Consider the following 26,780-nt stretch of genomic DNA (forward strand, 5'->3'; position numbering starts at 1 on the left):
GCCGCGCCCGCCCTCTCCCGTGGAGGGCGGGCGCGGACGCGGCGGTCAGGCGTCGAGCGGCACGCCCTTGCGCAGCGGGTCGCGCAGGTCCGTGCCGTGCTGGAGCCAGCGGTCCTGCAACGCCTCGGCGCCGTGCACCCGCTTCCAGGCCGCCTCGTTGGGTGTCATCGGCAGCAGCGGCAGGAAACGGACCGGCTCCATGGGGGCGTCCAGGGCCAGGTCTTCGACGAGGCCGCCGGACGCCGCGACCAGCACGGAGGTGAAGGCGGCGCCTGGCCACAGCGGCTCACCGACGTCCAGGGAGGCGCCCGGCGCCACGACAAGCCCCTCGACCTGCGGGGACGCGGCGAGCACGGCGAGCGGCCTGAGCATCTTGTCGGTATCGGCGAGCCCGGCGCGCACGGAGAGGACCAGCTCGGCCCTGGGCCCGGTGAGCGGGTCGGCGATCACCGCGGACGGGTCGGTCATCGGCTGACCTGACATCCCGAGCGTGGCGTAGCGCACCACCCCGCCGTCGACGAAGCGGAGGACCTCGATACGGTCGGTCCCGAGAAAGGTGACGGCGGCGCGTGCGTCCGGCTCGCCCAGGCTCGTGCGCAACCGGGCTTCGACCAGCTCAAGAACGTCAGACATGCCGCGAGCATAAAGCCGGTCCCGTGCCCGGCCGCCACCTGTCGGCGGGCGGCTGTGCGGCGTCCGGCGCGTTCCGTATCGAACGGGCAAAGGGGTGCCGTGGGACCGCACGGCCCTTCGTATCGAACAGGCAAAGCGGCACTGCAGGACCACAGGCGGCTGATAGCCTTGCCGTCTGGTCAGGGAATGACGTCGTCCCCCAACGGGGACCGGCCGGAGGAGGTGGGGCTGCGGTGGATCCGAGTCGACCGTGCAGTACCGATAGTTCTCCTGTCATCCCTCTCGCGCAGCGAATCTTCTGAGCCGAAGGCTTCCGTACCCCGCCGCATTGCGGCGAAACCCGTGAAGTGCCTTTGCGCCGGATGGAGATGACGGAAGAGCGCCTTCGCCTCTTTGTTCCGTGTCTTCTGCGTTATCCGCGAACTGCCGTCAGCACCACCGCACGGAGCGCCGCCCGCTTTGCGGACGTACGGCCAACGACGCCTCGTACGTCCACGTTCCGGGCAGCGTTGCGCCCCGCGCCCGCTGCTGACGGCCGGCCCGTGAAGGAGCCAGCCATGTCGATGATCCGCGACCTGCGCGCCGCCGTCCGCCCCTCCCGCCGCCGCGACGGCGATCCGTACAGCTACGAGAAGTCCGCTCCCGCCTGCGTCAACAGCGCCATCGTCGACTGCGGCGTCTACCGCGAGGGCCGCCGGGTGCGCGCGCACCTCACCCCTGCCGAGGCGATGGCGAGCGTGCGGGAGGAAGGCGGCTTCGCCTGGATCGGCCTGCACGAGCCGTCCGAGTCCGAATTCGCCGGTATCGCCGCGGAGTTCGGGCTGCACCCGCTCGCCGTCGAGGACGCGGTCCACGCCCACCAGCGGCCCAAGCTGGAGCGCTACGACGACACGCTGTTCACCGTCTTCAAGACGGTGCACTACGTCGAGCACGCCGAACTGACCGCGACCAGCGAGGTCGTGGAGACCGGCGAGGTGATGTGCTTCACCGGCCGGGACTTCATCGTGACCGTCAGGCACGGCGGCCAGGGCTCGCTGCGCGCACTGCGGCACCGCCTCCAGGACGACCCGGAACTGCTCGCCAAGGGCCCGTCCGCGGTGCTGCACGCCATCGCCGACCAGGTCGTGGACGGCTACATCGCGGTGGCGGGCGCGGTCCAGGACGACATCGACGAGGTGGAGATCGACGTCTTCAGCTCGGGCACCAACGGCAAGGCGTCGGCCAAGGGCGGCGACGCCGGCCGGATCTACCAACTCAAGCGCGAGGTCCTGGAGTTCAAGCGCGCGGTGTCCCCGCTGCTGCGGCCGATGCAGCTGCTGAGCGAGCGCCCGATGCGGCTGGTCGACTCGGACATCCAGAAGTACTTCCGCGACGTCGCCGACCACCTGGCGCGCGTCAACGAACAGGTGCTCTCCTTCGACGACCTGCTGAACTCCATCCTCCAGGCCAACCTCGCGCAGGCGACCGTCGCGCAGAACGAGGACATGCGCAAGATCACGTCGTGGGCCGCGATCTTCGCCGTGCCGACGATGATCGCCGGGATCTACGGCATGAACTTCACATACATGCCGGAACTCAACTGGAAGTACGGCTACCCGGCGGTGCTGCTGCTGACGGTCACCATCTGCTTCGGCATCCACCGGGGCTTCAAGCGCAACGGCTGGCTGTAGGGGCCGTCCCGGAGGCCGTCCCGCGCCGCCCATTAGGCTGAGCGGCATGACTCAGGACGTGTCGCAGGCCCTGCAGGATCGGGCGCTCATCGAAGAGGCCACGAAGAAGTCCGGCCTGATCTGGGTGCGGGGCACGGCCGGTCCCGCGCGGGCGCTGTGGCACCTGTGGGTGGACGGCGCTGCCTGCCTGGTCGGCGACGGTCCTGACGAACAGCCGCTGGCCGACCTCGCGCTCACCGACGGCTCCACCGCGACGGTCACCGTACGCAGCAAGGACAAGGGCGGCCGGCTGGTCGCCTGGACGGCCAGGGTCGTCGAGCCCGAGCCGCGGAGCGAGGCGTGGCAGACCGCCGTCGACGAGCTGAAGGGCAAGCGGCTCAACGCGCCGGACGCGGAGACGATCACGGAGCGCTGGGCCCGCGAGTGCCGGGTGCTGCGCCTTGAGCCCACCGGGGAGACGGCGCAGCGGCCCGGTGCCATGCCGGACGGCGCGCAGGCCGCGCCGCCGCTGCCGAGCCCCGCGATCACCCGCAGGCCGGTCCCCGCCGGACTGCCGAAGCTGCTGCGCCGCGGGCGCAAGGGCTGAGCCGGGCGGGGCCTCAGCCCTTGCCCGACACCTGCTTTCCGTAGTCGACGACCTGGCTCTTGTCCGGGGCCTTGAGGTCCACGGCCTTGTCCCAGTCGGCGAGCGTGACGGTGCCCGCGTCGCCGGCCCGCTGGAGCCGCAGCGGATACGGCGTGCCCTCCAGGGAGACGTCGAGGGTGCCGCCCGAACCCGCGCCCGCGGTGAGGCGGATGGTGCGGACGCCGTCGACGGTGTTACGGCCACCGGTGGCGAGCTTGCCGTGCAGGCCGAGCACGCTGCCGAGCAGGACATCCTTGTCGGTGAAGCCGCTGAAGCGCTTGTAGACGGGGTCGGCGGCCGGCACCTTGACGTATTTGCCGCCGAGTTTTTCGGCGGCGGACGCGTCGTGGCCCGAGCCCGAGCCGCCCTTCTCGCCTGCCCAGAAGGCGGCGTCCGCCTTGAGGTAGAGCGCGTCGTCGACCCGCAGGAGGCCGAAAGCGGACTGCTTGGTGGTGAGCCGGCCCTTGGCGCCGTTCCCGGCCAGACGCATGTCGAGCTTGTACGTACCGCCCTGGCTGACGACGCTGCCGGAGAGCCGGACGGTACGGGCCTGCGCGGCTGCGGCCCGCGCCTTGGACTCGATCTTCGCGGCCGGCAGTTTGCCGACGCCGTTGGTGCCGGCGTCCGGATCCCCCTCGGAGCAGCCGGCCAGCGCCGCGGCAAGGCCCGCGCACGCCGCCCCCACGGCGAGCACCCGCCCCGCGCGACGGGGTACGGCCAGGGTTCGGGGGCTGGTCCCCGAGGGGATTGCACTCACGTCGGCTCTGCCTCCTGATGCGGGTGACCTCGACAGCAGTCGGCAGCGTACCCGGATCGCGCACCCCGCTCGGCGCCCCGTCGGCGGACGCCATACGGACGTCCCCGCCGGGGCGCGGGAGAGCCGGGCGGGTTAGCCTGAACCCGAAATCAGCCCTCATATCAGGCATTTCAGGCACGCCGCGAGGAAGGGAGGCGCGCCGCATGGCAGTGGTGACCCCCCGGGTCTTCGTCTCGCACCTCTCCGGCGTCGCCGTCTTCGACCCCAACGGCGACCAGGTCGGCCGGGTACGCGATCTCGTCGCGATGCTGCGTACCAAGGGGAGCGGGACCGGCGCGGGCGGCGAACGGCAGGTGGGACGGCCACCGCGGCTGCTCGGTCTGGTCGTCGAGGTGGTCAGCAGGCGGCGGATCTTCCTGCCCATGACCCGGGTGACGGGCGTGGAATCCGGCCAGGTCATCACCACCGGCGTGGTCAACATGCGGCGCTTCGAGCAGCGCGCGTCCGAGACGCTGGTGCTCGGCGAGCTGCTCGACCGGCGGGTGCGGCTGGTCGAGACTGGCGAGGAGGTCACCGTCCTCGACATCGGCATCACCCAGCTCCCGGCCCGCCGCGACTGGGAGATCGACAAGGTCTTCGTCCGCAAGGGCAGGGGCGGGGCGCTGCGCCGCAAGGGAGAGGTGCTGACCGTCGAGTGGTCGGCGGTGACCGGCTTCTCGCTGGAGGAGCACGGGCAGGGCGCCGAGAACCTGCTGGCCACCTTCGAGCAGCTGCGCCCCGCCGACCTCGCCGGTGTCCTGCACCACCTGTCGGCCAAGCGGCGCGCCGAGGTCGCCGCGGCGCTGGACGACGACCGGCTGGCCGACGTCCTGGAGGAGCTGCCCGAGGACGACCAGGTCGAGATCCTCGGCAAGCTCAAGGAGGAGCGGGCCGCCGACGTCCTGGAGGCGATGGACCCGGACGACGCCGCCGACCTGCTCTCCGAACTGCCCGAGGAGGAGAAGGAGCGCCTGCTGGCCCTGATGCGCCCCGAAGAGGCCGCCGACGTCCGCCGGCTGATGGCGTACGAGGAGCGCACCGCGGGCGGCCTGATGACCACCGAGCCGATCGTGCTGCGCCCGGACGCGACAGTCGCCTACGCGCTCGCCCGGGTGCGCGACCCCGACCTCTCCCCCGCGCTGGCCGCCCAGGTGTACGTCTGCCGCCCGCCCGACGAGACGCCGACCGGCAAGTTCCTCGGCCTGGTGCACTTCCAACGGCTGCTGCGCGACCCGCCGTTCACCCTCGTCAGCTCGATCGCCGACACCGATCTGCCGCCGCTGCCCCCGGACACCCCGCTGCCCGATGTGACCCGCTATCTGGCGACGTACAACCTCGTGTCCGCGCCCGTCGTCGACGAGAGCGGCGCGCTGCTGGGCGCGGTCACCGTCGACGACGTGCTCGACCACCTGCTGCCCGACGACTGGCGGGAGACGGAGATGCACGGCGCCCCGGAGGCGGGCGGCGATGCCTGAGGAGCGGGAGGGCGGCAGGGAGCGGTCGCGGGCGAACGGCGCGTCGGCGCTGCGGCGGTCCGCGCCGGAACGCCCGCGGGTGCGCCTGGACCAGCCGCGGGCGCCGCGCCGCACGTTCCTGCCGGAGTACGACCCGGACGCGTTCGGGCGGCTGTCGGAGAAGATCGCCCGCTTCCTGGGGACCGGCAGGTTCATCGTCTGGATGACGGTGATCATCATTCTGTGGATCGCCTGGAACATCGCGGCGCCCGGCAGCCTGAAATTCGACGAGTACCCGTTCATCTTCCTGACCCTCGCGCTGTCCCTCCAGGCGTCGTACGCGGCGCCGCTGATCCTGCTGGCGCAGAACCGGCAGGACGACCGCGACCGGGTCACCCACGAACAGGACCGCTCGCAGAACGAACGGTCCATCGCCGACACCGAATACCTGACCCGGGAGATCGCGGCGCTGCGGCTCGGCCTGGGCGAGGTCGCCACCCGCGACTGGATCAGGGCCGAGCTGGCGGACCTCATCAGGGATCTGGAGCCGCGGCAGCCGGATGCGGAGGCCGCGGAACGCGACCGCTGAGGGAGTTTCCGGAGGCCGCCTCACCCACCGTGGTGCCCGGCCACCGCCCCTTGGGGACGCGCTCGGCACGGCCGTAGTATCTGAGGCATGGCTACCGACACGCACCGAGGCGCCGCGCCGAGCGAGGACGCGATCCGCGACGCGCTCGCGACGGTGAACGACCCCGAGATCCACCGCCCCATCACCGAACTGGGGATGGTCAAATCGGTGGACATCGCGGCGGACGGCACGGTGGCGGTCGTGGTCTATCTCACCGTTTCCGGCTGCCCGATGCGCGAGACCATCACCAGCAACGTGCGCGAGGCCGTCGCACGCGTCGAGGGTGTCACCGCCGTCACCGTCGAACTGGACGTGATGAGCGACGAGCAGCGCAAGGAGCTGGCGGCTTCGCTGCGCGGCGGCACCGCCGAGCGCGAGGTCCCGTTCGCCCGGCCCGGCTCGCTGACCCGGGTCTACGCCGTGGCCTCAGGCAAGGGCGGCGTCGGCAAGTCGTCGGTGACGGTCAACCTCGCGGCGGCGATGGCGGCGGACGGCCTGAAGGTCGGTGTCGTGGACGCCGACATCTACGGCCACTCCGTGCCCCGGATGCTGGGCGCCCACGGCAAGCCCACCCAGGTCGAGAACATGATCATGCCGCCGTCGGCGAACGGCGTGAAGGTCATCTCCATCGGCATGTTCACGCCGGGCAACGCCCCCGTCGTCTGGCGCGGCCCGATGCTGCACCGCGCCCTCCAGCAGTTCCTCGCCGACGTCTACTGGGGCGACCTCGACGTCCTGCTCCTGGACCTGCCGCCCGGCACCGGCGACATCGCCATCTCGGTGGCGCAGCTCGTCCCCAACGCCGAGATCCTGGTCGTGACGACACCCCAGCAGGCCGCGGCCGAGGTCGCCGAGCGGGCCGGTTCGATCGCCGTGCAGACCCACCAGAAGATCGTCGGCGTGGTCGAGAACATGTCGGGGCTGCCCTGCCCGCACTGCGACGAGCTGGTCGACGTGTTCGGCACCGGCGGCGGCGAGCGGGTCGCCGATGGCCTGACGAAGACCACCGGCACCCAGGTCCCGGTCCTCGGCTCCATCCCGATCGACGTGCGGCTGCGCGAGGGCGGCGACGAGGGCAAGCCGGTCGTGCTGACCGACCCCGGATCGCCCGCCGGATCGGCGATCCGCTCGATCGCGGGCAAGCTCGGCGGCCGTCAGCGCGGTCTGCAGGGCATGTCGCTCGGCATCACCCCGCGCAACAAGTTCTGAGCCGCGGCGGACCACGCGGAGGGGCGGACCGGATCGATCCGGTCCGCCCCTCCGTCGTCTGCGCGGCGAAACCGCCGCAGGTCAGCCGTCGTACGCGGCGAGATCCTTGACCACACCGAAGCCCAGGCCGTACGCGCTCATGCCGCGCCCGTACGCGCCGATGTGCACGCCGTCGGACCCTTCGTCCGCCGAACCTGCCAGCACCCAGCCGTACTCGGACTCGCGGTAGCGGAACGGCGTCGGCTCGCCGTCGACCGGCAGCAGCAGTTCGCTCCACGCCTCACCGCCGAGGTCGTCGGCCAGTTCCCAGGCGAGCATCGTCTGCTGGTCCAGCCAGTCCTGGCGCAGCGCCCGGTCCATCTGGGACGGCCAGGTGTGGGCCAGCAGCCCGGATCCGGCGAGCCAGGCGGCCGTCGAGACCGAGGTGGCGTCCAGGACACCGGTGCCGTCCGCGCTGCGCCGCACGGGCCGGCCCGCGACCGTCACCACGACGGCGAACCGCTCGCTCTCCCTGGGGGTCTCCACCCGTATGGTGGGCTCTTCGCCGTGGCCGGTCCCACCGTGTTCCACGGTGCCGTCGGCGGCGGCGCCGACCTGCATCAGCCAGCGGGGCCCGGTGAACGCCTCGTCGAGGCCGTACCACGGGAACGCGGCCAGCAGATAGCCGTCGACCTTCCGTCCGGCGCCGGCCGAATCCGCCTGGGCCGCTGCCCGACCCGTCGTCTCCATCTGCGCGGAGCCTCCTTGTTGCCCTGTGTCGTGGGCGGCCCGCCCCCCTCAGGCGTCCTCACCCCGGACACCGGGAGCATAGCCATTGGGCGCGCACAGCCGGGCATAGGGAAGGTTCAGGTGGCGTCTGCGTCGAACGGAGGGTGCTCGCGGGCCGCCGGGGCGGCGCCGCCCTTCGTCAGGTCGATGCGGCCGGAGGCGGCCGGGGACTCCTTCGACAGGTTCAGCCGGCCACCGCCGCGCGCCCCGTCGGCCGGGTCTTCACCGGCGGTTTTGACGGCGTCGGTGACCTCGGCCATCTCCTTCTTCAGGTCGAATCCGTCGCGGATCTCCTGAAGGTCCTTGAGGCCGTACTCGTCCTTGTCCAGGACGTGCTTGCGGACGAAGTTCTGCGGCTTGAGGTCTTCGAACTCGAAGTCCTTGAACTCCGGGCCCAGCTCGCTGCGGATGTCTTCCTTGGCGTTGTCGGAGAACGCCCGGACCTTGCGGATGAAGCTCGCCACATCCTGGATGACCTTGGGAAGCTTGTCAGGGCCGAAGATGAGCACGCCAAGGATCGCGAGCGCCGCCAGCTCCGGGAGTCCTATGTCGAGGAACACCGTTCAGCTCCTTGGGGTATCCGCAGGCGTCAACGGCCCGGGGCCAGGCCGCCCCTCACGGTACCTGGCCCGGGGCGTCACACGGGAGTCACCCGCAACAACACCGTACAAACGATCAGCTCGTGCTCGACGAGCCGAGCGTGAGGCGCACCGTCCGTTCCTTCCCGCCGCGACGCACCGTCAGCGTCAGGGTGTCGCCGGGCCGGTGGCTGCGGATCTTGACGATCAGCTCCTCGCTGCTGTGCACCGGGGCACCGTCGACCCCGGTGATCACGTCCCCGCCCTTGATGCCCGCCTTGGCGCCCGGCCCGCCCGCGGTGACCGGCTCCTTGCCGTCCCGGCTCAGCTCGCTGACCCGTGCGCCGTCGCCCGGATACCCCATCTCCAGGGTGACGCCGATCACCGGATGGGTCGCCCGCCCGGTGTTGATCAGCTCCTCGGCGACCCGCTTGGCCTGGTTGATCGGTATGGCGAAGCCGAGCCCTATGCTGCCGCCCTGCCCGGCCGCGCCGCCGTCGGGCCCGCTGCCACTGTCGGCCGCCCGGATCGCGCTGTTGATGCCGATCACCCTCGCCCTGGCATCCACCAGGGGCCCGCCGGAGTTGCCCGGGTTGATCGGCGCGTCCGTCTGCAGCGCGTCCACGTAGGACACGTCGCTGCCGTCGGCCTTCTCGCCGCCCGCCGTGATCGGCCGCTGCTTGGCGCTGATGATGCCGGCGGTGACGGTGTTGGCCAGGTCGTACGGTGCGCCGATCGCCACCACCGGGTCGCCGACCCGTACCGCGTCGGAGTCGCCCAGTGCCAGCGGACGCAGGCCGGACACGCCGTCCACCTGGACGACGGCCAGGTCGTAGCCGCCGTCCTGCCCGACGACCCGGCCCTTGGCGGTCTGCCCGCCGCTGAACGTCACCGAGATCTCGCCGCCGTTGCCGGCCGGCTCGACGACGTGGTTGTTGGTGAGGATGTGGCCCTGCCCGTCGAGGACGAAGCCGGTGCCGGTGCCCTGCTCGGAGTTGCCGCGCACGTGCAGGGTGACCACGCCGGGCAGCGCGGTCTGCGCGATCCCGGCGATGCTGTGCGGATCACGGGCCGGGGGCTCGCCCCCATCCTGCGGGAGGGTGATGTCGTTGATGCCGCCGTGCCGCTCGGCGTACGCGCCGATGCCGCCGCCCGCAGCGCCCGCGAGCAGGGCCAGCACCACGGCGCCCGCCACCAGCAGACCGCGGCGGCTGCGCCGGGCCGGCGGCGGTACGGCAGGACCGCTCTGGACGGGCGGGCCCCAGGGGTCGTACTGCCCCCAGGCGCCCTGCGGGGGCGGCGGGGTGGCGGGGTGACCTGCGGGATGGCCCGGAGCGTGCTCGGGGGCGTGTCCGGTGAGGGGCTGGGCTCCGGGAGCGGGCCGGTCCGTCCCGGCGGCCCGTGCCGCGGCGGGACGGGGGCCGCCGTCGCCGGGCTGTGGCATGAACCCGCCTTCCGGAACGGGCCGTTCGGCATGCGGCGGAAGGGCGGCGTCGGCGCGCTGCGTCATGGGGCGCTCGGCCGGCAGCGGGTGCTCCCCCGTGGCCCGGCCGGGCACCGGCTGCTCGGCGGCGGCACCGGCCCCCTGTGGCGCGGGCGGCGCGGCGGCCGGCAGCGGCGCCGCGGCCGGGACCTGCCGCTGCGGCGCCTCCGGGTACGCGGAGTTCGGCATCGGGGCCTGCGGGGGCATCGCTCCCGGGACGGCCGTGCCATAGGCGGGCAGCGGGCCCGGGGGCGTGCCGCTGCCGGGGGCGGTGACCGGACGCTGGACCGGCGGCGCCGGGGCCCACGGCCCGGGACCGCCGTACGGCGGCGTGCCGTACGGATCCTCGGCGTGCAGCGGCTGCGGGCGGGCGGGCGGAACCTCCGGGGCCTGGGGCGGGGTCAGGGCCGGTGCCGGGGCCGCCGACGAGTCGGTGCGCGGGGCCTCATCGGGGGCAGGCGTGACGTCTGGGGCGGGCGTGACGGTGTCCGTACCTGGCAGCGGGGCTGCCGCGTCGTCACTGCCGGGCCCGGCGGCAGCCACTCCGGCCACTCCATCCACTCCGTCCACGCCCACCGCGCCGTCCCCCTGAACGGCCGTCTGCGGCCCTGTCGCGGGTGCGCCGGACCCCTCGGGCGTGGCGGGGGCGGCAGCGGGTGTGACAGCCGTGGAGGGAGCGGCGGCAGGCACCTGCGTCGTCGCCTCGGGGGCCGGGTCGGGTGTCGTGCCCTGGCCGGGTATCTCCGGGTGCGCCCCGGGGGCGGCCTCGTCCGGCTGCCGTCGCGTCTCCGGTTCGGCGGGAGGCAGGGGCTGGTGCGGGCCGGTATCGGCGGCCGGCTGCGTCTCCGGGGCGCGTCCCTGGCGGCTCCACCACTTCAGCTTCGACCCGGCGACCGTACCGTCGTCCATGCTCTCCCCACACATTTCGCCCGCGGCTCCCCACGGGCCACCGCCACCTCGCGGTCCGCGCCCCCGGCAGGGGTGCGCGCCGCCCACAGGGATTCAATCAGCTCTCTGTGACAAGGCGCAGCGGACGGTCAGCGTCGGGCGGCAGCGGAGCTCCGGCCCGTGGGGTCGGGCGAGGAGGCGGAGCCGAGCAGCGGGCGCTCGTGCTCCAGCGGCGGGGTGTGTGCCCGGGGGTAGTGGACGCTGCCGACGGCGAGCGGCGCGAGGTGCGCGTCGACCGCGCGGTCCGTGGGGGACATCAGGGGCGCGGAGCCGAACCTGCCGTCCGTCGAGACGCGTGCGGACGGGGAAACCGGGGGCCGCGGCGATGACGGGCCGTACAGGCCCATGGAGCTGGGGGCGGGCGCCACGGTCGGGCCGCCGACCGCGGAACGGGCGTCCCCCGCGGTGAGGAAGCCGCCGCTGCGCAGCGGGTCGCCGCCGTCCTCCGCGCTGAGCGGGGTGACGGCCGTGCCGCCCTCCTGGCGGTTGGGTGCGTCGACCGCGGCCTCCAGCGGCAGGGCGCCGCCGAGCGCGATGGCCGCGAGCGAGACGGCGCCGGCCGCGGCGAAGGCGAACCGCCGCCGCTGGGGTGCCGGGCGCTCGGTCTCATGTATCCGGAAGCCGCGTCGGCGCGGCTGCGCGACCGCGCCGTGCAGCCCGTGTCCGTCGGACGGCAGGTAGCCGAAGGAGCCGCCGCCGCTCAGCTCGGCCCGTCCGAATCCGCCGCTGCCCAGCCTGCTTCCCTGGCCGTCCTGGTCGCCGCCGGGGAGACCCTGCAGACGCGCCAGCAGCCCCTCGGAAGGACCGGGGGGCGCTGCCCTGGCGAAGACGCTCTTGAGCCGCCGCTGGGCGTCGGCCTCCGCCTTGCACTTTCCGCACGTCGCGAGATGCGCGAGCACCCGCTCGCGCGCGTCATGGCCCAACTCGCCGTCGACCAGGGCCGCGAGGCGGTCGCCGAGATGCTGCTCGGCGGGGGACGCACCGCCACTGCCGCTCACGCGATTCCGACCTCCCCTGTGGACACCGCGGCCAGCGACCGCTGCTGCTGCTCGCGCTCCTCGGCGCGGGCGGCCGGCGAGCGGTGCTTGAGCGCCTTGCGCAGGTGCGAACGCCCGCGGTGGATCCGGCTGCGGACGGTGCCGAGCTTGACGCCCAGGGTCGCCGCGATCTCCTCGTACGAGAGGCCCTCGATGTCGCAGAGCACGACGGCGGCACGGAACTCGGGCGCGAGGGTGTCCAGCGCCTGCTGCACATCGGCGTCGAAGTGGGTGTCGTTGAAGTGCTGCTGCGGGGACGGCTCGCGGCTGGGCAGCCGCTCGGCGGCGTCGTCACCCAGCGCGTCGAAGCGAATGCGCTGCCTGCGGCGGACCATGTCCAGGAAGAGGTTGGTCGTGATGCGGTGCAGCCAGCCCTCGAAGGTGCCGGGGGTGTACGTCGACAGCGAACGGAAGACGCGGACGAACACTTCCTGGGTGAGGTCCTCGGCGTCGTGCTGGTTGCCGGTGAGGCGGTAGGCGAGGCGGTAGACGCGTGCACTGTGGGTGCTGACGATCTCCTCCCAGCTGGGCGGAGTCCACGCCTGCGCATCCGCGTCTGTGGCGAAGCTCGCGGTGGGTGCGGAATCGTGGGCGCGGCGACGGTCAGCGGTGTATGTCACGGATTTCGGCTCGGCGAACGACCATCTCAAGCGCCTCGGCGCTCTTCGGTCACCCGGCGCAGCCGCACCTCCCCTGGTGGCTCTGGTGGTGTCCAGTAGAGCCCCTACCATATCCACCTCGCCCGTTAGCTCCGGATAAGCAGTTTTGACCTGCATTTGGTCCGGCTTCTGGTCTTGCTTCGCGTCTCGATCGGTCTTCACCGGTGCATCCCCCCTGCCCCTTGCTAACGCCCGGTCCCATCTGCGGGTTCCCGCACGCAGCGGATACAGTCACGGTTGCGTCAACTACGGGGACAGGAGAGGGCCATTACCGGCAACCGGCAGACGGGCTTGGCATTCGCCGAGGCGTACGGCGCCGGGACCATCAACGACACCACCGACGTCGCCCTGCGCTGGTCCCGTGACTGCGCACGCGATGCCGGAATCCGTACGGTGTCGACCGGTACCGGCGCCGCGCTGCGCATGCTCGCCGCCACCGCCGACGCCAAAGCCGTCGCCGAGATCGGTACGGGCACCGGCGTGTCGGGCATCTACCTCCTGCACGGCATGCGGCCCGACGGCGTGCTCACCACCGTCGACCTCGAACCGCAGCGGCAGACCTTCGCCAAGCAGGCGTTCCGTGAGGCGGGCTTCGCGGGCAACCGCGCCCGCTTCATCCCCGGGCGCGCCCTGGACGTCCTCCCCCGGCTCGCCGACGGCGGCTACGACCTGGTCTTCTGCGACGGCGACCTCATGGAGTGCATCGAGTACCTGGCCGAAGCGCTGCGGCTGCTGCGCCCCGGCGGCCTGGTCTGCTTCGAAGGCGTCTTCGCCGACGGGCGCACCGTCGACTCCTCGGTGCAGCCGGCCGAGGTGCTGCGGCTGCGTGAACTGCTGCGCGCCATCCGGGAGAGCACCACGCTGGTGCCGTCCCTGCTGCCGGTCGGCGACGGGCTGCTCTGTGCCGTCAAGCGCGGCTGAACCACCGCGGGCGGGACCGGGAGCGACGGCGGAGCCCACGCGGGACGCGGGAAACGAAGCGGCCCCGGCACACGGCGCGCGGTGAACGCGTGCCATCTGCCGGGGCCGTCGTATCGGCTGGGGATACCGGGGGTCAGCTCCCCGGGGACCGCAGCAAGTCGGGCCGCCCTCTAGACGGTGACCTTTTCCAGGGCCTCACCCAGGGCCTTGGCTTCGTCGGGTGTCAGCTCGACGACGAGTCGCCCGCCGCCTTCGAGCGGAACGCGCATGACGATGCCCCGCCCCTCCTTGGTCACCTCGAGCGGGCCGTCACCCGTCCGCGGCTTCATGGCCGCCATGCTCGTTCCCCTTCCTGAAACCAGCTCATCGTCCGCCGACGGCCAACGGCCCCTGTAGGCACGCGTCACCGGCATCGAACACATTGCTTCCAGGCCATTATCCCGCATCGAACGACCCGATGACCAACATCGGACAGCTTCCCTTCACCGACTCCCTCCCCCAAAACCACTCAATTCGGGGAGGGGACTGCGATACTGCGCCACCCTTCGGCACCGGTTCCGCCTCCTTTCTTTGATGTACGTCACATGCCAGGGGCCGATGATCTCCGGCATCCTGAGCGCTGACTGCCACTGCCGAGCAGCCCGAGCCACGACGGAGGGAACCCCCACTTATGGCCGACACCGTGCTCTACGACGTGACCGACGGACTCGCGACGATCACTCTCAACCGCCCCGAAGCGATGAACGCGCTGAACGTCGAGGCGAAGGTGCGGCTGCGGGACGTCGTCCAGGAAGCCGCGGCCGACCCCGCCGTGCGCGCCGTACTGCTCACCGCCACCGGGCGCGCCTTCTGCGTCGGGCAGGACCTCAAGGAGCACATCGGGCTGCTGGGTGAGGACCGGGCGAACGGCACCGGCAGCACCATGAACACCGTGCGCGAGCACTACAACCCCATCGTCACCGCGCTGACCGAGATGCCCAAGCCGGTCGTCGCGGGGGTGAACGGGGTCGCGGCGGGCGCCGGAGCGGGCTTCGCGCTCGCCGCCGACTACCGCGTCGTCGCCGACTCCGCGTCGTTCAACACGTCCTTCGCCGGGGTCGCCCTCACCGCCGACTCCGGGATGTCCTGGACGCTGCCCCGGCTGATCGGCCGCAGCCGCGCCGCCGATCTGCTGCTCTTCCCGCGCAACGTCAGCGCCCAGGAAGCGCAGGATCTTGGCATCGCCAACAAGGTCGTGCCCGCAGGTGAACTGGCCGCCGAGGCGGCGGCCGTCGCCCGCCGCCTCGCCGAGGGGCCGACCGTCGCCTACGCCGCGCTCAAGGAATCGCTGGCGTACGGCGCCGGGCACTCCCTCGCCGAGACGCTCGGCAAGGAGGAGGAACTCCAGGCGCGGGCCGGTGCGTCCGAGGACCACCACATCGCCGTCGAAGCGTTCGTCAAGAAGGAGAAGCCGGTCTATCTGGGGCGGTAGGCGCGCCCCGACGGGCGTCCCGGGGGTGCCGGCCGGCGCCCCCGGGGAGCGCCGTCAGCGCGCTGCCGCCTCCGTCGCCGCCGCGTCCGCCGCCGCGCGGGCGTGGCAGTCGGCGAGGTGGTCGTTGACCAGGCCGCACGCCTGCATCATGGCGTAAGCGGTCGTCGGGCCGACGAAGCGGAAGCCGCGCTTCTTGAGGTTCTTGGCCAGCGCCGTCGACTCGGGCGTGGTCGGTTGTACGTCGGTGATCCGCCGCGGCACCGGGCGGCCGGCCCGGTCGGGCGCGTACGACCAGATGAGGCCGTCCAGTTCACCGGGTGCCAGGGTGGCCGCGACCTGGGCGTTGTTGATGGCCGCCGCGATCTTGGCGCGGTTGCGGATGATCCCGGGGTCGGCGAGCAGCCGTGCCGCGTCCTCGTCCGTGAACCGCGCCACCGCGGCGATCCTGAAGTCCGCGAACGCGGCGCGGAAGCCTTCCCTGCGGCGCAGGATCGTGATCCAGGAGAGGCCGGACTGGAACGCCTCCAGACACATCCGCTCGAAGAGCGCGTCGTCGCCGTGGACCGGCCGGCCCCACTCGCTGTCGTGGTAGACGCGGTAGTCGGCCATCTTCTCGGATTCCATGCCCCACGGACAGCGCGGGACGCCGTCCGGAGCCGTCACCACATCTGTCATGCCCGGTCCTCCCCCTTGTGTGCGCCGGTCGCGGGCCGTGGTGCGTCGTCCTGCCGCCCGTCCCCGTCGTCCGTCCCATCGGTCGTGTCCGGAGCGTCCGGCGCGTCCGCCCCGGAGTCCTGCGGCGGCTCGGGCGCCGCGTCGGCGATCAGCTCGGGGCCGCCGATGGCCGCCGCGTGCGCGCCCGCGAGCGCCGCCTCCAGTTCGGCGATCCTGGCGTCCCGCTCGGCCAGTTCGGCGCCCAGCCGGTCCAGGACGTCGTCCACGTCGTTCATGCGGTATCCGCGGACGGTCACCGGCAGGCGCACCGCGTCCACGTCGGCACGGACCACCGGCCGCTCCGGGGGCAGCGGGTCGTACAGCCGGTCCGGTTCGGCGTCGCGCAGGCCACCGCGGTCCCCGCCGACGACGACGAGGGTGACCGCGGCGACCACCACGACCATGGCGATCAGCAAGAACCAGAACACGACCAACTCCCCGGAAGATGCACCTGCCCCGATCGTGCCATGCGGCTGTGACAGTTAGGGTCGCTGGCGGACCACGGAGAAGGAGTTACCAATGTTGCGGCTGGGGAATCGCGAGTTCGACGCGCACGAGCCGGTGATCATGGCGATCGTGAACAGGACCCCGGACTCCTTCTACGACCAGGGCGCCACCTTCCGGGACGAGCCCGCGCTCGCCCGCGTCGAGCAGGCGGTCGCCGACGGCGCCGCGATCATCGACATCGGCGGCGTCAAGGCGGGCCCCGGCGAAGAGGTCACCGCCGAGGAGGAGGCGCGCCGCACGGTCGGGTTCGTCGCGGAGGTGCGCAAACGTCACCCGGACGTGGTCATCAGCGTCGACACCTGGCGGCACGACGTCGGCGAGGCGGTCTGCGAGGCCGGTGCGGACGTGCTCAACGACGCCTGGGGCGGGGTCGATCCCCGGCTCGCCGAGGTCGCCGCACGCTACGGCGCCGGCCTGGTGTGCACACACGCGGGCGGCGCCGAACCGCGTACCCGCCCGCACCGGGTGACGTACGAGGACGTGATGGCTGACATCCTCCGGGTGACCGTCGGACTGGCCGAACGCGCCCTGGAGTTGGGCGTACGGCGCGACGCGATCATGATCGACCCGGGGCACGACTTCGGGAAGAACACCCGGCACAGCCTGGAGGCGACCCGCAGGCTCGGCGAGATGACGGCGACCGGCTGGCCGGTGCTGGTCTCGCTGTCCAACAAGGACTTCGTCGGCGAGACCCTCGACAAGCCGGTCAAGGAGCGGGTGCTCGGCACCCTGGCGACCACCGCGGTGTCCGCCTGGCTCGGGGCGCAGATCTACCGCGTCCACGAAGTCGCCGAGACCCGCCAGGTGCTGGACATGGTGGCCTCGATCGCCGGCCACCGGGCGCCCGCGGTCGCACGGCGGGGGCTCGCCTAGAGAGGAGCGAGTCCGAAGCCGTGCCGTCCTCCCGGAGGGCGCGCCGGGCAGGCACGGCTTCGGACTCACTCCTCTAGGACGCGGTCGAGGTCCCGCCCGGCTCTGTCTCCTGGGCGGTTTCCGTGCGGTCCTGTGGTCCGCCGGGTCCTGTGGTGCGGGGGCAGGGTGGCCGGGTCCGTTCTGCGAGCTCTTCCAGTGCCGGGAGCCCGTCGTACAGGAGGCGTTGCCGGTCGGGTGGCAGGTGGGCGATCTCCCGGGCGAGGTGGCTGGTGGTCTCGCAGCGCACCGAGTGCAGCAGGGTGCGACCGGCGGGGCTGAGGCCGAGCAGGCTGGCCCGCTGGTCCTGGGGGTCGGGGCGGCGGGTGATCCAGCCGCAGCTGTCGAGGAGGTCGGCCATGCGTGAGGTGGTGGACAGGGCGATGTCCATCCGTGCCGCGAGTTCACTGATCCGCAGGGGTGCGTGGGTTTCGAGCACTGCGAGGGCGGCGAGCCGGCTGGGGGTCAGGTCGTGGTGTGCGCTGTGGCCGCGGAGCGCGGGCAGCAGGAGCAGGACGACGGCACGCAGCCGTCCTGCTGTCTCGGCGGGGTCCGCGGGGTCCGCGGGGGGCAGAGGTGTGGGCGCCGGTGGCATTCCGTGCGGCGTCGTGGCGGTGTCCGGCGGGTCGGCGGCGTCCATCAGGGACTCCCGGGGCGTGGCGGCGGGGGCGTAGGGCCGTCGGGGCCGGGTGGTGCGGTGCCGGGGGGCAAAGCGGCTGCGGTGGCGGGGTGGTGCGGTGCCGAGGAGCCGGTGGGGCCGTCGCGGACGGTGGTTCGTACGGCGTGGGCTTCGGGTGCGGGGGCGGCTGTGGTGTCGCCGTGGATGTACCGGCCGCCGCGCAGCAGGGAGGCGACGGCGGCGATGAGGCAGGCGGCGATGGCGAAGTCGAAGGCGACGGCCAGTCCTTGGGCGAACGGCCCGGAGATCAGCTGGGGGAAGAATTCCCGGCCGGTCAGATAGGTGGCGTGGCCGTGGGGCAGGCCGTCGAGTGCCTGCGGGCCCAGCAGCGTACGGATCGGGTTGTAGCCCAGCAGGGAGGCGAACAGCACGCCGACCGGTGGCAGGGCGGCGACCTTGGCGGCGTCGGATGGCGGGACACCCTGCGCGGTCAGGCCGGTGGTCAGGGCGTGGGGCAGGGAGGCGGCCAGCCCGCTGATCATCAGGGAGAAGAAGATGCCGATGGACAGCACCATGGCGGAGTTCTGGAACGTGGTGCTGATGCCGGCGCCGACGCCGCGCTGGTCGGGAGGCAGGCTGTTCATGACGGCGGCCCTGTTCGGGGCCGCGAACAGGCCCATGCCGGCACCGTTGAGCAGCAGGATCACGGCGAAGCCGGGGTAATCGAAGTCGACCGGCAGGGTCTCCAGGGCCAGGAAGGTTCCGGCGGCCAGCAGCATGCCCCCGGTGGCGAAGGTACGGGCGCCGAAGCGGTCCGATGCCCAGCCCGAGACCGGCCCCGCCACCAGGAAGCCGAGGGTCAGCGGGAGCATGTAGATGCCTGCCCACAACGGGGTCTGGGTGAAGCTGTAGCCGTGCCGGGGCAGCCAGATGCCCTGGAGCCAGATGATGAGGATGAACATCAGGCCGCCGCGGCCGAGCGAGGCGAGCAGGCTGGCGAGGTTGCCTGCGGTGAACGCACGGATGCGGAAGAGCCGCAGGTGGAACATGGGCTCGGCGACCTTCGATTCGACGACGCAGAAGACGCCGAGCAGCAGCACCCCGCCGGCGAGCGCGGCGATCACCGCGGGGTTGGACCAGCCCATGGTGTGCCCGTCGTAGGGCTGGATGCCGTAGGTGATGGCGGCCAGGACGGCGATGAGGCCGGCGGCGAAGGTGACGTTGCCCCACCAGTCGGGACGTGCGGGTGTGCGGATGCCGGTGTCGCGCAATTTCAGGTAGGCCCATTCCGTGCCGAACACGCCGAACGGGACCGAGACGAGGAAGACCAGGCGCCAGTTGACGGGACCGAGCAGGCCGCCGAGCACCAGGCCGGCGAAGGAACCCGCGATGCCGGCGACCTGGTTGAGCCCCAGGGCGAGGCCACGCTGCCGGGCGGGGAAGGCGTCGGTGAGGATCGCATTGGAGTTCGCCATCAGCAGTGCGCCGCCGACGCCCTGGAGGACTCGCATGCCGATCAGCCACAGGGCGCCGGCCGTGCCGTGCATCCACGTGACGGACAGCAGCACCGAGAAGACCGTGAAGACGGCGAAGCCGAGGTTGTACATGCGGGTGCGGCCGTACATGTCGCCGAGCCGGCCGAAGCTGACCACGAGGACGGCGGTGACGACGAGATAGCTCATGATCAGCCACAGCAGCAGGCCGGTGTTTCCTGGCCGCAGTGGGTCGACGCCGATGCCGCGGAAGATGTCGGGCAGCGCGATGAGCATGATCGACATATTGATCGAGGCGATCAGCACGCCGAGGGTCGTATTCGAGAGGGCGACCCATTTGTGGCGCGGGCCGGGGACGCGGCTCCGGGCGCGGAGCGGGCCGGGCAGGGGCGCCGGATCAGCAGCGGATTTTCCCACGGGACATCACTCCCACCGGGATATTTACTTGCTTGACATCAACCAATTTTAGACCTCGGTGCGGATGGCGGCCAGGGATCGGCCACAGCTCGCGGAATGCCCGAGCCGACGCCCTGTCCCGCGCTCCCCTCGGGCGGCGGCCACACCCGAGAGCGGTCCCGGGAGCCTGTTCCCTGCGCGGGGCAGAAAGGGCAGGAGATCCTTTGTGCGTTCGGTGTGCCATGTGGGGCTGGACGGAAAACTCCGGAAGAAGGAATATAAAAATATTCTCGGAGCTTCCTGGAAGCGCGTTTACCGGATTACGGAGCGCCATTACCGGAGCCAGGGTAAACCTTTATCCATGGAGCGCGACGCATCGGCTGATTTGCGCCATTCCGATTCAGCGCCGACGGGTAGGCCGACCGACTTCCCGCCTGCCGAGTTTAGGCATTTGTACCTTTAGGGCCCCGCGCGACACGCCCGATAAGTAGCATTTACATGTCTTTTGAGGGGTGGAAGGCGAGGAGATTTCTGCCCTCCGAGGCAGCGGGAGAGCCACTGAACAGCAGGTGGAGAACGCCGCGTGATGCATGGTAATGCGATGGCCAGACATTCCGGGGCGGGGCGCTTGATCATTTTCCGTGCCGTGCGGGAGCGTAATTTTTGTTGGCCTGCACTCGGCTGGCTCAGAACCGGACAGAGCCCTACGTTCTTCAACGATCCCATTCGGTTGGACCGGAAAGGGGGAGCCGTGTGCGGGAATCCCTATACAGCGTTCGGGTGCTGTCGGAACTGATCATCCGGCTTCTGTCGGCACTGGTCCGGAGTGACTTTTCGAATCCGTGAAGCGGGTAGCCGGTCAATCGACGCGGCTTCCTCGGATATGCCGGCTGTGGTCAGGGGAAGGCCGCTGCCCGGTGCACCCGGGGCGCGCGTCGCCGCTCCCCGGGTGACACATCCCGGGCCCGGGTCCTGGCGTGTGGGCGGGCGTCTCGCACGGTTCCGCGGGGAAACCTCGCCACGCCCCTGAAGCAGTCCGCGGGCGATGCGGGTGCGGCGGAAATTCCGCGCCTTCCCGCTCGGGCGGTGCGACCAGCGCACCTGTACGGGCTGGACGAAGTGCGTATGCACGGTGGACGCGCTCCGCCCTCGCCGCGCATCGGCACGTTGTCCACCGGCCGCTGCTTCATCACGCATCCCGGCCGCACGCCCACGAATCCCATTCAGCCCGCAAACACAGGCATTGCTCAAGGAGTTCATGTGGGGAGAGAACCTGCCGATGCCGCGTCCGGACCTCCGGGCGAAACCGCATCGGCCACCACGGAAGGAACGGAATCCACGGCCGGCCTGGAGGCGGCCTTCGCCGAGTTGCTCGCCGAAGTCGTGGGCACCGAACAGGTGCCGGTCGACGGGCATTTCTTTGACGATCTCGGGGCCGACTCACTGGTGATGGCGCACTTCTGTGCCCGCGTCAGGAAACGGGCGGACCTTCCCCCGGTATCGATGAAGGACATCTACCAGCACACGACGGTCCGAAGCCTGGCCACGGCATTCGCCGACGCCGTCCCGGGGCCCGCCACGCCTGCCGGCGTTCCCGGCGAAACGCCACTTCCCGGCAGCACCGTGCGCTATGTCGCCTGCGGAGCGGCGCAGTTGGCGTTCTTCATCGGATACTCCTTACTCCTCGCATTCACCACCATGAGAGGCTACGCATGGGTCTCCGGAGGGGCGGGTCCGGTCGGCATCTACGGGCGGGCGACCCTCTTCGGCAGCGCCGAATTCATCGGCCTGTGCGCGTTGCCCGTCGTGGCCAAATGGCTGCTCATCGGGCGGTGGAAAGCCCGCGAGTTCCCGGTCTGGGGGGCGACCTATCTACGCTTCTGGATCGTCAAGGCGCTGGTGCATGCCAACCCCATGGTGCTGCTCGTCGGCAGTCCCGTCTACGTGCTCTATCTGCGGGCGCTCGGCGCGAAGATCGGCAGCCACGTCACGGTCCTGTCCCGCCACATCCCGGTCTGCACCGACCTGCTCACCATCGGCACCGGAACGGTGATCCGCAAGGACTCCTTCTTCCTCTGCTACCGGGCCCACGCCGGGCGGATCCAGACAGGTGCGGTCACCCTCGGCCGTAACGCGTTCATCGGCGAACGAACGGTGCTGGACATCGACACCTCGATGGGGGACGGCGCGCAACTCGGTCACACCTCCACCCTGCACCGAGGCGACGCCGTGCCCGCCGGCCGGCGATGGCACGGCACACCGGCCCAGCCCACGGAGCTGAACTACGTGCGGGTCGCGCCCGCACGGTGCGGAACCCTGCGACGGGCCGCCTTCGGCATGGCCGGTCTCGCGAAGACGCTGCTCATCGTCCTGCCGTTGAGCATCTCGCTCCTCGCCGCGCTGTGGGCCGGGGTACCCCTGCTGGACGGCCTGAACGACCTGGAAGAACCGTCCCCCACCTCGACGGTGTTCTACGTCGACGCGCTGATCCTCTCTCTCGTGCTGTTCTTCGGGTTCGTGATCGTGGGGCTGGCCGCGCTGTTCACCGTTCCCCGCCTGCTGCACCGGGTGATCGAGCCGGGGAAGGCATATCCGCTGTACGGCTTCCGCTACGGCACGTACCGCACGGTCGCGCGCATGACGAACCTCAAATTCTTCATCTGGCTCTTCGGCGACAGCAGCTACATCGTCCACTACCTGCAACGACTGGGGTACAACCTCTCCCGCGTCGAGCAGACCGGATCGAACTTCGGCAGCGCCGTACAGCACGACTCACCGTTCCTGAGCTTCGTCGGCAGCGGCACGATGGTCGCCGACGGGCTGTCGGTCCTCAACGCCGAGTTCTCCCGCACCTCCTTCAGCGTCACCCCCACCACGATCGGAAAGCACAACTTCCTCGGCAACTTCATCGCCTACCCCTCCGGTGGCCGCACCGGCGACAACTGCCTCCTGGCGACCAAGGTGATGGTCCCGCTCGAAGGTGAGATCCGTACGGGAGTGGGCCTGCTCGGCTCGCCCTGCTTCGAGATCCCGCGGTCGGTGGAACGCGACATCCGCTTCGATCACCTGCGCACCGGGGACGAACTGCGTCGGCGCCTGGCCGCCAAGAACCGCTACAACCTCCGCACCATGGGCCTGTTCCTGCTCGTCCGGTGGGGGCACGTCTTCGGGCTGACCCTGCTGAGCATGGCGACCGCCGACCGCGACGACGGGGTCGGAATCCTCCTGGACGCCGGATTCCTGGTGTGCGCCATGACGTTCACCGCCCTCTACTACGCGCTGGTGGAGCGGTGCATGACGCGGTTCCGTCCGCTGCGGCCTCAGGTGCGCTCCATCTACACCCCGCACTTCTGGCACCAGGAGCGCCTGTGGAAGGTGCCAGAGACCCACTTCAACGCGTTCAACGGAACTCCCTTCAAGAACATGCTCTGGCGGCTGCTGGGGGTCCGGCTGGGGCGCAGGGTCTTCGACGACGGCTGCAACTTCACCGAGCGCACGCTCACCACCGTCGGTGACGACTGCACCCTGAACGCCGGCAGCAAGATCCAGTGTCACTCCCAGGAGGACGGCACCTTCAAGTCCGACCACAGCACGCTCGGCACCGGATGCACCCTCGGGGTGGGCGCGTTGGTCCACTACGGCGTGACGATGGGCGAGGGCGCGGTGCTCGACGCCGACTCCTTCCTGATGAAGGGCGAAGACGTGCCCCGGCACGCACGGTGGGCGGGAAACCCGGCCGCCGAAACGAACCTTCGCCGTCAGCGGACGGCCCCGGCGCACACCGGCCCGGTGCCGCCGCAGCACCGCGGACCCGGCGGCACGGCCGTCACCGGAAGCGCGCCGCCCTGACGGATGCCCCACCGCACGACCACCACCCCGGCACCGCACGACCAAGCGCCTTGCCGTGGCCGGACACCAGCGGCGCCACGGCAGGAGCCGGCAGAGGGAGCACGATGAAGAAGCCGACGGACGACGATCGAGAGTACTGGCGAACGGCCCTGACCACCGGAGGATTCACCGCGGTCCCGCGATGGGCCCCCGATCCGGTGACCGGCATCGCCTCATACGAACTGCCGCTGCCCGACGGCCTGGTGGCACGACTGGACCGATGGGCAGCGGCGAACGGCGTCCCCCTGGACGCGGTCCTGCTGGCCGCGCACGCCAGGGTGCTCGCCGCGCTTTCCGGGGAACGGGAGGTGACCTGCGGCTACCTGCCCGCCGACGGTGGCCCCGCGCTGCCCTGCCGGGTCTCCACCGCACCCGGCAGCTGGCGCGATCTGGCGCGGGAGTCCGCCCGGACGATGACGGACGTGCTCGCACACCGGCACCACCCGGTGCCGGAACTCGGGGTCGAACTCGGCCTGGGAACCGCTCTGTTCGAGACCGAACTCGACCTGTCGGGGGACGGGACGGAGCCGGCCGGCGACACCGTGCTGCGGGTGTCGGTGCTGCGCCACGGCGCCCGGATGACCCTGCGGCTGCGGCACAGGACCGAGGCCCTGGACACGGCGAGCGCTGCCAGGATCGCCGGCTACCACCTCACCGCGCTCGCCCTGCTCGACGCCCGCCCCGGCACCGCGCACCGGCAGCAGAGCCTGCTCTCCGCCGCCGAACGCCGTTTCCAGCTGGAAGAGCTGGCCGGACCCCACCGCGAGCTGCCCGAGCGCCGGTTCCACGAACTGTTCGAGGAACGGGTACGGGCCCACCCCGACGCGGTCGCCGCCGTCCACGGCGATCAGCGGTGCACCTACCGGGAACTCAACGAGCGCGCCAATCGCCTCGGCCGCGCCCTCCTGGCACAGGGCCTGGCCCGCGAGGGAGTGGTGGCCGTCGTCACCGAGCGCAACCTGGACTGGATGGCCGCCGTGCTGGCCGTGTTCAAGGCGGGCGGCGTCTACCTGCCCGTCGAGCCGCACTTCCCGGCCGACCGCATCACGGCCATGCTCACCCGCGCCGGATGCGACCTCGTTCTGACCGAGCCCGGCAGCACCGCCACCCTGGACCAGGCCCTCACCGCCCTCCCCGGAGCCCGTACGCTCCGCGTCGACGTCGCCCTCGCCGCCGGCCACTCCGCGGGCGATCTCGGCGTGGAAGTCGCCGCCGATCAGCTCGCGTACATCTACTTCACCAGCGGCTCCACAGGGGAACCCAAGGGCGCGATGTGCGAGCACGCCGGTTTCCTCAACCACCTCTACGCCAAGATCGGCGACCTGGGGATCGCCGAGGGCCACGTCGTCGCCCAGACCGCCCCCCAGTGCTTCGACATCTCCCTGTGGCAACTGGTCTCCGCACTGCTGGTCGGCGGGCGGACCCACCTGGTGGGGCAGCAGGTGGTCCTGGACGTCCGGCGCTTCGCCGACACCCTCGCCGAGGCGCGCGTGACCGTACTCCAGGTCGTCCCTTCCTACCTCGAAGCCGTCCTGACCCACCTGGAACTGCACCCACGCCCGCTTCCGGACCTGCGGTGCGTCTCGGTCACCGGAGAGGCGCTGAAGAAGGAGCTGGCACAGCGCTGGTTCGCGGCCCGGCCCGGGATCAGGCTCGTCAACGCCTACGGGCTGACGGAGACGTCCGACGACACCAACCACGAGGTGATGGACCGGGCACCGGACGGCAACCGGATCCCGCTCGGGCCGTGCGTGAACAACGTGCACGTCTACGTCGTCGACGAACAGCTGGAGCCGGTGCCGCTGGGCGCCCCCGGCCAGATCGTCTTCTCCGGCGTCTGCGTCGGCCGGGGCTACATCAACGACCCCGAACGCACCCGGCTGGCCTTCCTGAAGGATCCGCACCACCCGGGCCAACGGCTCTACCAGGGCGGTGACTTCGGCCGTTGGCTGCCCGGCGGGAAGCTGGAGTTCCTCGGCCGGCGCGACGCCCAGGTCAAGATCCGGGGGTTCCGGATCGAGATCGGCGAGATCGAGAACGCGCTGCTGCGGGTGCCAGGCGTCCGCGACGGCGCCGTCGTGGTGGCCGGGGGCGACGGCGAGGGAAGGCACCTGGTGGCTTTCTACTGCGGCCCGCAGCCCCTGGAGACCGACGCACTGCGGGAGCACTTGGCGACGTCGCTGCCCGCGTACATGGTGCCCACCGCCTTCCACTGGCAGGAACAGCTGCCGCTGACCGGCAACAGCAAGACCGACAAGAAGGCGCTCACCGCACTCGCCGACCGGCCGGCGGAGCCGGATGAGCACCACCGCCCGCCGCGTAATCCCACCGAGCGGCGGCTGGCCACCGCCTGGGCGAAGGCCCTCGGCGTCCCGGAGGACGGGATCGGGCGGCAGGACCACTTCTTCGACCGGGGCGGCACCTCGCTGGCGGCGGTGAAACTCGTGATCGCTCTCGACCGGGCCGTCTCCCTCAAGGACCTCACGCGTCACCCCGTACTCGCCGACCTGGCCGACCTGCTGGACGGCCGCCGCGAGCGGGGCCGCGGGGTGCTGCACACCCTCACAGAACCGGAGGGCGAGCCCCTCGGCCACCTGGTGTGCTTCCCCTACGCGGGCGGCAACGCGATCACCTACCGTCCGATGGCCGAGGCGCTCCGGAGCGCCGGGTTCGCCCTGCACGCCGTCGAACTGCCCGGCCACGACCCGGCCGCCGAGCGTGAACCCTTCGCGCCGCTGGAGGAGGTGGCCGAACTGGCCGTCGCCGAGATCACCCGGCGCGGCCTGACCGGGGTCCTGCTGTGGGGCCACTCCGCCGGTGCCGCGTTCGCCGTGGCGACGGCCCGGCTGCTGCACGCCCGCCGCGTGCGGGTACAACGGGTCTTCATCGGGGCGCAGTTGCTCGGCGAGGCCGCCGGCCGGCGCGCCGCGGCCGACGCCCTGGCCGCACGGAGCGCCGCGGAGATCGCCGAGGAGCTGGCCGCGGACGGCGGCGGCCACCCGCACGGCGCACAGGACGCCCGGCGCGCCGCGCACACCGGCGCCGCCTACCGGCACGACTGCGTGGCCGCGCACCACTACTTCGCCGACGCCCTGGACCACCCGCCGGCCGCGAAGCTGGCCGCGCCCCTCACTCTGGTCATCGCCGACGACGACCCGGTCACGGCGGGCACCCGCCACCCGGACCGCGACTGGCTCCGCCTGGCCGCACACGTCGATCTGCACCGGCTCCCCGACGGCGGTCACCACTTCCCGCGCACCCGCCCCGCCGCGACCGCGCAGGCCGTCCTGCACCGCGTGGCCGCGCCGCCCCCCGCCTGAACACCAAGGCGCCGACGGCGGCACACCCCATCCCCCGCACACCGGCACCGAGCA

General features: G+C 71.7%; 22 protein-coding genes. 10 read left to right on the forward strand and 12 right to left on the reverse strand.

Annotated elements, in window-relative coordinates:
* Positions 1–45: 45 nt before the first annotated feature.
* A complete protein-coding gene (locus ACGFNI_RS11495; protein WP_393682723.1) occupies positions 46–633 on the reverse strand; it encodes a suppressor of fused domain protein in 588 nt (195 codons plus the stop codon).
* Between the two features lie 557 nt (positions 634–1,190).
* On the opposite strand from ACGFNI_RS11495, the gene ACGFNI_RS11500 reads away from it, so the two are divergent.
* Complete coding sequence (locus tag ACGFNI_RS11500) at positions 1,191–2,303, forward strand: magnesium and cobalt transport protein CorA (protein ID WP_393682725.1); 1,113 nt, start codon at positions 1,191–1,193, stop codon at positions 2,301–2,303.
* Between the two features lie 46 nt (positions 2,304–2,349).
* Positions 2,350–2,889, forward strand: a complete 540-nt coding sequence (locus tag ACGFNI_RS11505; RefSeq protein ID WP_393682727.1) for a hypothetical protein — start codon at positions 2,350–2,352, stop codon at positions 2,887–2,889.
* Between the two features lie 13 nt (positions 2,890–2,902).
* Here the strand turns inward: ACGFNI_RS11505 and ACGFNI_RS11510 are convergent, their stop codons facing one another.
* A complete protein-coding gene (locus tag ACGFNI_RS11510) occupies positions 2,903–3,685 on the reverse strand; it encodes a hypothetical protein (RefSeq protein ID WP_393682729.1) in 783 nt (260 codons plus the stop codon).
* Positions 3,686–3,888: 203 nt separating this feature from the next.
* On the opposite strand from ACGFNI_RS11510, the gene ACGFNI_RS11515 reads away from it, so the two are divergent.
* The 3 genes from ACGFNI_RS11515 (at position 3,889) to ACGFNI_RS11525 (ending at position 7,015) form a co-directional block, all read left to right on the forward strand.
* Positions 3,889–5,199, forward strand: a complete 1,311-nt coding sequence (locus ACGFNI_RS11515) for a magnesium transporter MgtE N-terminal domain-containing protein (protein WP_393682730.1) — start codon at positions 3,889–3,891, stop codon at positions 5,197–5,199.
* On the forward strand, positions 5,192–5,767 hold the full coding sequence (locus tag ACGFNI_RS11520; protein ID WP_393682732.1) for a DUF1003 domain-containing protein: 576 nt from the start codon (positions 5,192–5,194) through the stop codon (positions 5,765–5,767). The genes ACGFNI_RS11515 and ACGFNI_RS11520 overlap by 8 nt, the downstream gene beginning before the upstream one ends.
* 87 nt (positions 5,768–5,854) lie before the next feature.
* A complete protein-coding gene (locus ACGFNI_RS11525) occupies positions 5,855–7,015 on the forward strand; it encodes an Mrp/NBP35 family ATP-binding protein (protein ID WP_393682734.1) in 1,161 nt (386 codons plus the stop codon).
* A gap of 81 nt (positions 7,016–7,096) precedes the next feature.
* Here ACGFNI_RS11525 and ACGFNI_RS11530 read toward each other — a convergent pair whose 3' ends face one another.
* The 5 genes from ACGFNI_RS11530 to sigE all read right to left on the reverse strand — a co-directional run bounded on the left by ACGFNI_RS11530 (position 7,097) and on the right by sigE (position 12,560).
* The gene (locus ACGFNI_RS11530; protein ID WP_393682736.1) at positions 7,097–7,744 is read right to left on the reverse strand and encodes a hypothetical protein; all 648 of its coding nucleotides are present in this window, start codon (positions 7,742–7,744) and stop codon (positions 7,097–7,099) included.
* A gap of 116 nt (positions 7,745–7,860) precedes the next feature.
* Positions 7,861–8,343 (reverse strand): sec-independent translocase, encoded by a 483-nt coding sequence (locus ACGFNI_RS11535; protein ID WP_393682738.1) that lies wholly within the window; start codon positions 8,341–8,343, stop codon positions 7,861–7,863.
* A 115-nt stretch (positions 8,344–8,458) separates the two neighbouring features.
* Complete coding sequence (locus ACGFNI_RS11540) at positions 8,459–10,753, reverse strand: trypsin-like peptidase domain-containing protein (RefSeq protein ID WP_393682740.1); 2,295 nt, start codon at positions 10,751–10,753, stop codon at positions 8,459–8,461.
* Between the two features lie 128 nt (positions 10,754–10,881).
* Complete coding sequence (locus tag ACGFNI_RS11545; protein WP_393682742.1) at positions 10,882–11,790, reverse strand: zf-HC2 domain-containing protein; 909 nt, start codon at positions 11,788–11,790, stop codon at positions 10,882–10,884.
* Positions 11,787–12,560: an RNA polymerase sigma factor SigE gene (gene sigE / locus ACGFNI_RS11550; RefSeq protein ID WP_393682744.1), complete on the reverse strand. Its 774-nt coding sequence runs from the start codon at positions 12,558–12,560 to the stop codon at positions 11,787–11,789. Before sigE ends, ACGFNI_RS11545 begins: the two co-directional genes overlap by 4 nt.
* A 165-nt stretch (positions 12,561–12,725) precedes the next feature.
* Between sigE and ACGFNI_RS11555 the strand changes: the two genes are divergently transcribed.
* Positions 12,726–13,409 (forward strand): O-methyltransferase, encoded by a 684-nt coding sequence (locus ACGFNI_RS11555; protein ID WP_393682746.1) that lies wholly within the window; start codon positions 12,726–12,728, stop codon positions 13,407–13,409.
* Between the two features lie 170 nt (positions 13,410–13,579).
* Here the strand turns inward: ACGFNI_RS11555 and ACGFNI_RS11560 are convergent, their stop codons facing one another.
* A complete protein-coding gene (locus ACGFNI_RS11560; RefSeq protein WP_003985072.1) occupies positions 13,580–13,747 on the reverse strand; it encodes a DUF3117 domain-containing protein in 168 nt (55 codons plus the stop codon).
* 332 nt (positions 13,748–14,079) lie between these two features.
* Between ACGFNI_RS11560 and ACGFNI_RS11565 the strand changes: the two genes are divergently transcribed.
* Positions 14,080–14,880: an enoyl-CoA hydratase/isomerase family protein gene (locus ACGFNI_RS11565; RefSeq protein ID WP_393682748.1), complete on the forward strand. Its 801-nt coding sequence runs from the start codon at positions 14,080–14,082 to the stop codon at positions 14,878–14,880.
* A gap of 54 nt (positions 14,881–14,934) precedes the next feature.
* On the opposite strand, the gene ACGFNI_RS11570 is transcribed toward ACGFNI_RS11565, so the two are convergent.
* Positions 14,935–15,555 (reverse strand): DNA-3-methyladenine glycosylase I, encoded by a 621-nt coding sequence (locus ACGFNI_RS11570; RefSeq protein WP_393682750.1) that lies wholly within the window; start codon positions 15,553–15,555, stop codon positions 14,935–14,937.
* Complete coding sequence (locus ACGFNI_RS11575) at positions 15,552–16,022, reverse strand: DivIVA domain-containing protein (protein WP_393682752.1); 471 nt, start codon at positions 16,020–16,022, stop codon at positions 15,552–15,554. Before ACGFNI_RS11575 ends, ACGFNI_RS11570 begins: the two co-directional genes overlap by 4 nt.
* Before the next feature lie 91 nt (positions 16,023–16,113).
* Between ACGFNI_RS11575 and folP the strand changes: the two genes are divergently transcribed.
* Positions 16,114–16,974, forward strand: a complete 861-nt coding sequence (folP, locus tag ACGFNI_RS11580) for a dihydropteroate synthase (protein ID WP_393682754.1) — start codon at positions 16,114–16,116, stop codon at positions 16,972–16,974.
* A 73-nt stretch (positions 16,975–17,047) separates the two neighbouring features.
* Here the strand turns inward: folP and ACGFNI_RS11585 are convergent, their stop codons facing one another.
* Together ACGFNI_RS11585 and ACGFNI_RS11590 are read right to left on the reverse strand one after the other, a co-directional pair.
* Positions 17,048–17,650, reverse strand: coding sequence for a MarR family winged helix-turn-helix transcriptional regulator (locus ACGFNI_RS11585; protein WP_393682756.1), 603 nt, complete (start codon positions 17,648–17,650; stop codon positions 17,048–17,050).
* Complete coding sequence (locus ACGFNI_RS11590; protein ID WP_393682758.1) at positions 17,650–19,428, reverse strand: MFS transporter; 1,779 nt, start codon at positions 19,426–19,428, stop codon at positions 17,650–17,652. The genes ACGFNI_RS11585 and ACGFNI_RS11590 overlap by 1 nt, the downstream gene beginning before the upstream one ends.
* A 1,350-nt stretch (positions 19,429–20,778) precedes the next feature.
* Here ACGFNI_RS11590 and ACGFNI_RS11595 point away from each other — a divergent pair.
* Positions 20,779–23,367: a Pls/PosA family non-ribosomal peptide synthetase gene (locus ACGFNI_RS11595; protein ID WP_393682760.1), complete on the forward strand. Its 2,589-nt coding sequence runs from the start codon at positions 20,779–20,781 to the stop codon at positions 23,365–23,367.
* A 104-nt stretch (positions 23,368–23,471) separates the two neighbouring features.
* A complete protein-coding gene (locus ACGFNI_RS11600; protein WP_393682762.1) occupies positions 23,472–26,726 on the forward strand; it encodes an amino acid adenylation domain-containing protein in 3,255 nt (1,084 codons plus the stop codon).
* Positions 26,727–26,780 lie beyond the last annotated feature (54 nt).

This window comes from Streptomyces sp. NPDC048644, assembly GCF_043199105.1.
GTDB lineage: Bacteria > Actinomycetota > Actinomycetes > Streptomycetales > Streptomycetaceae > Streptomyces.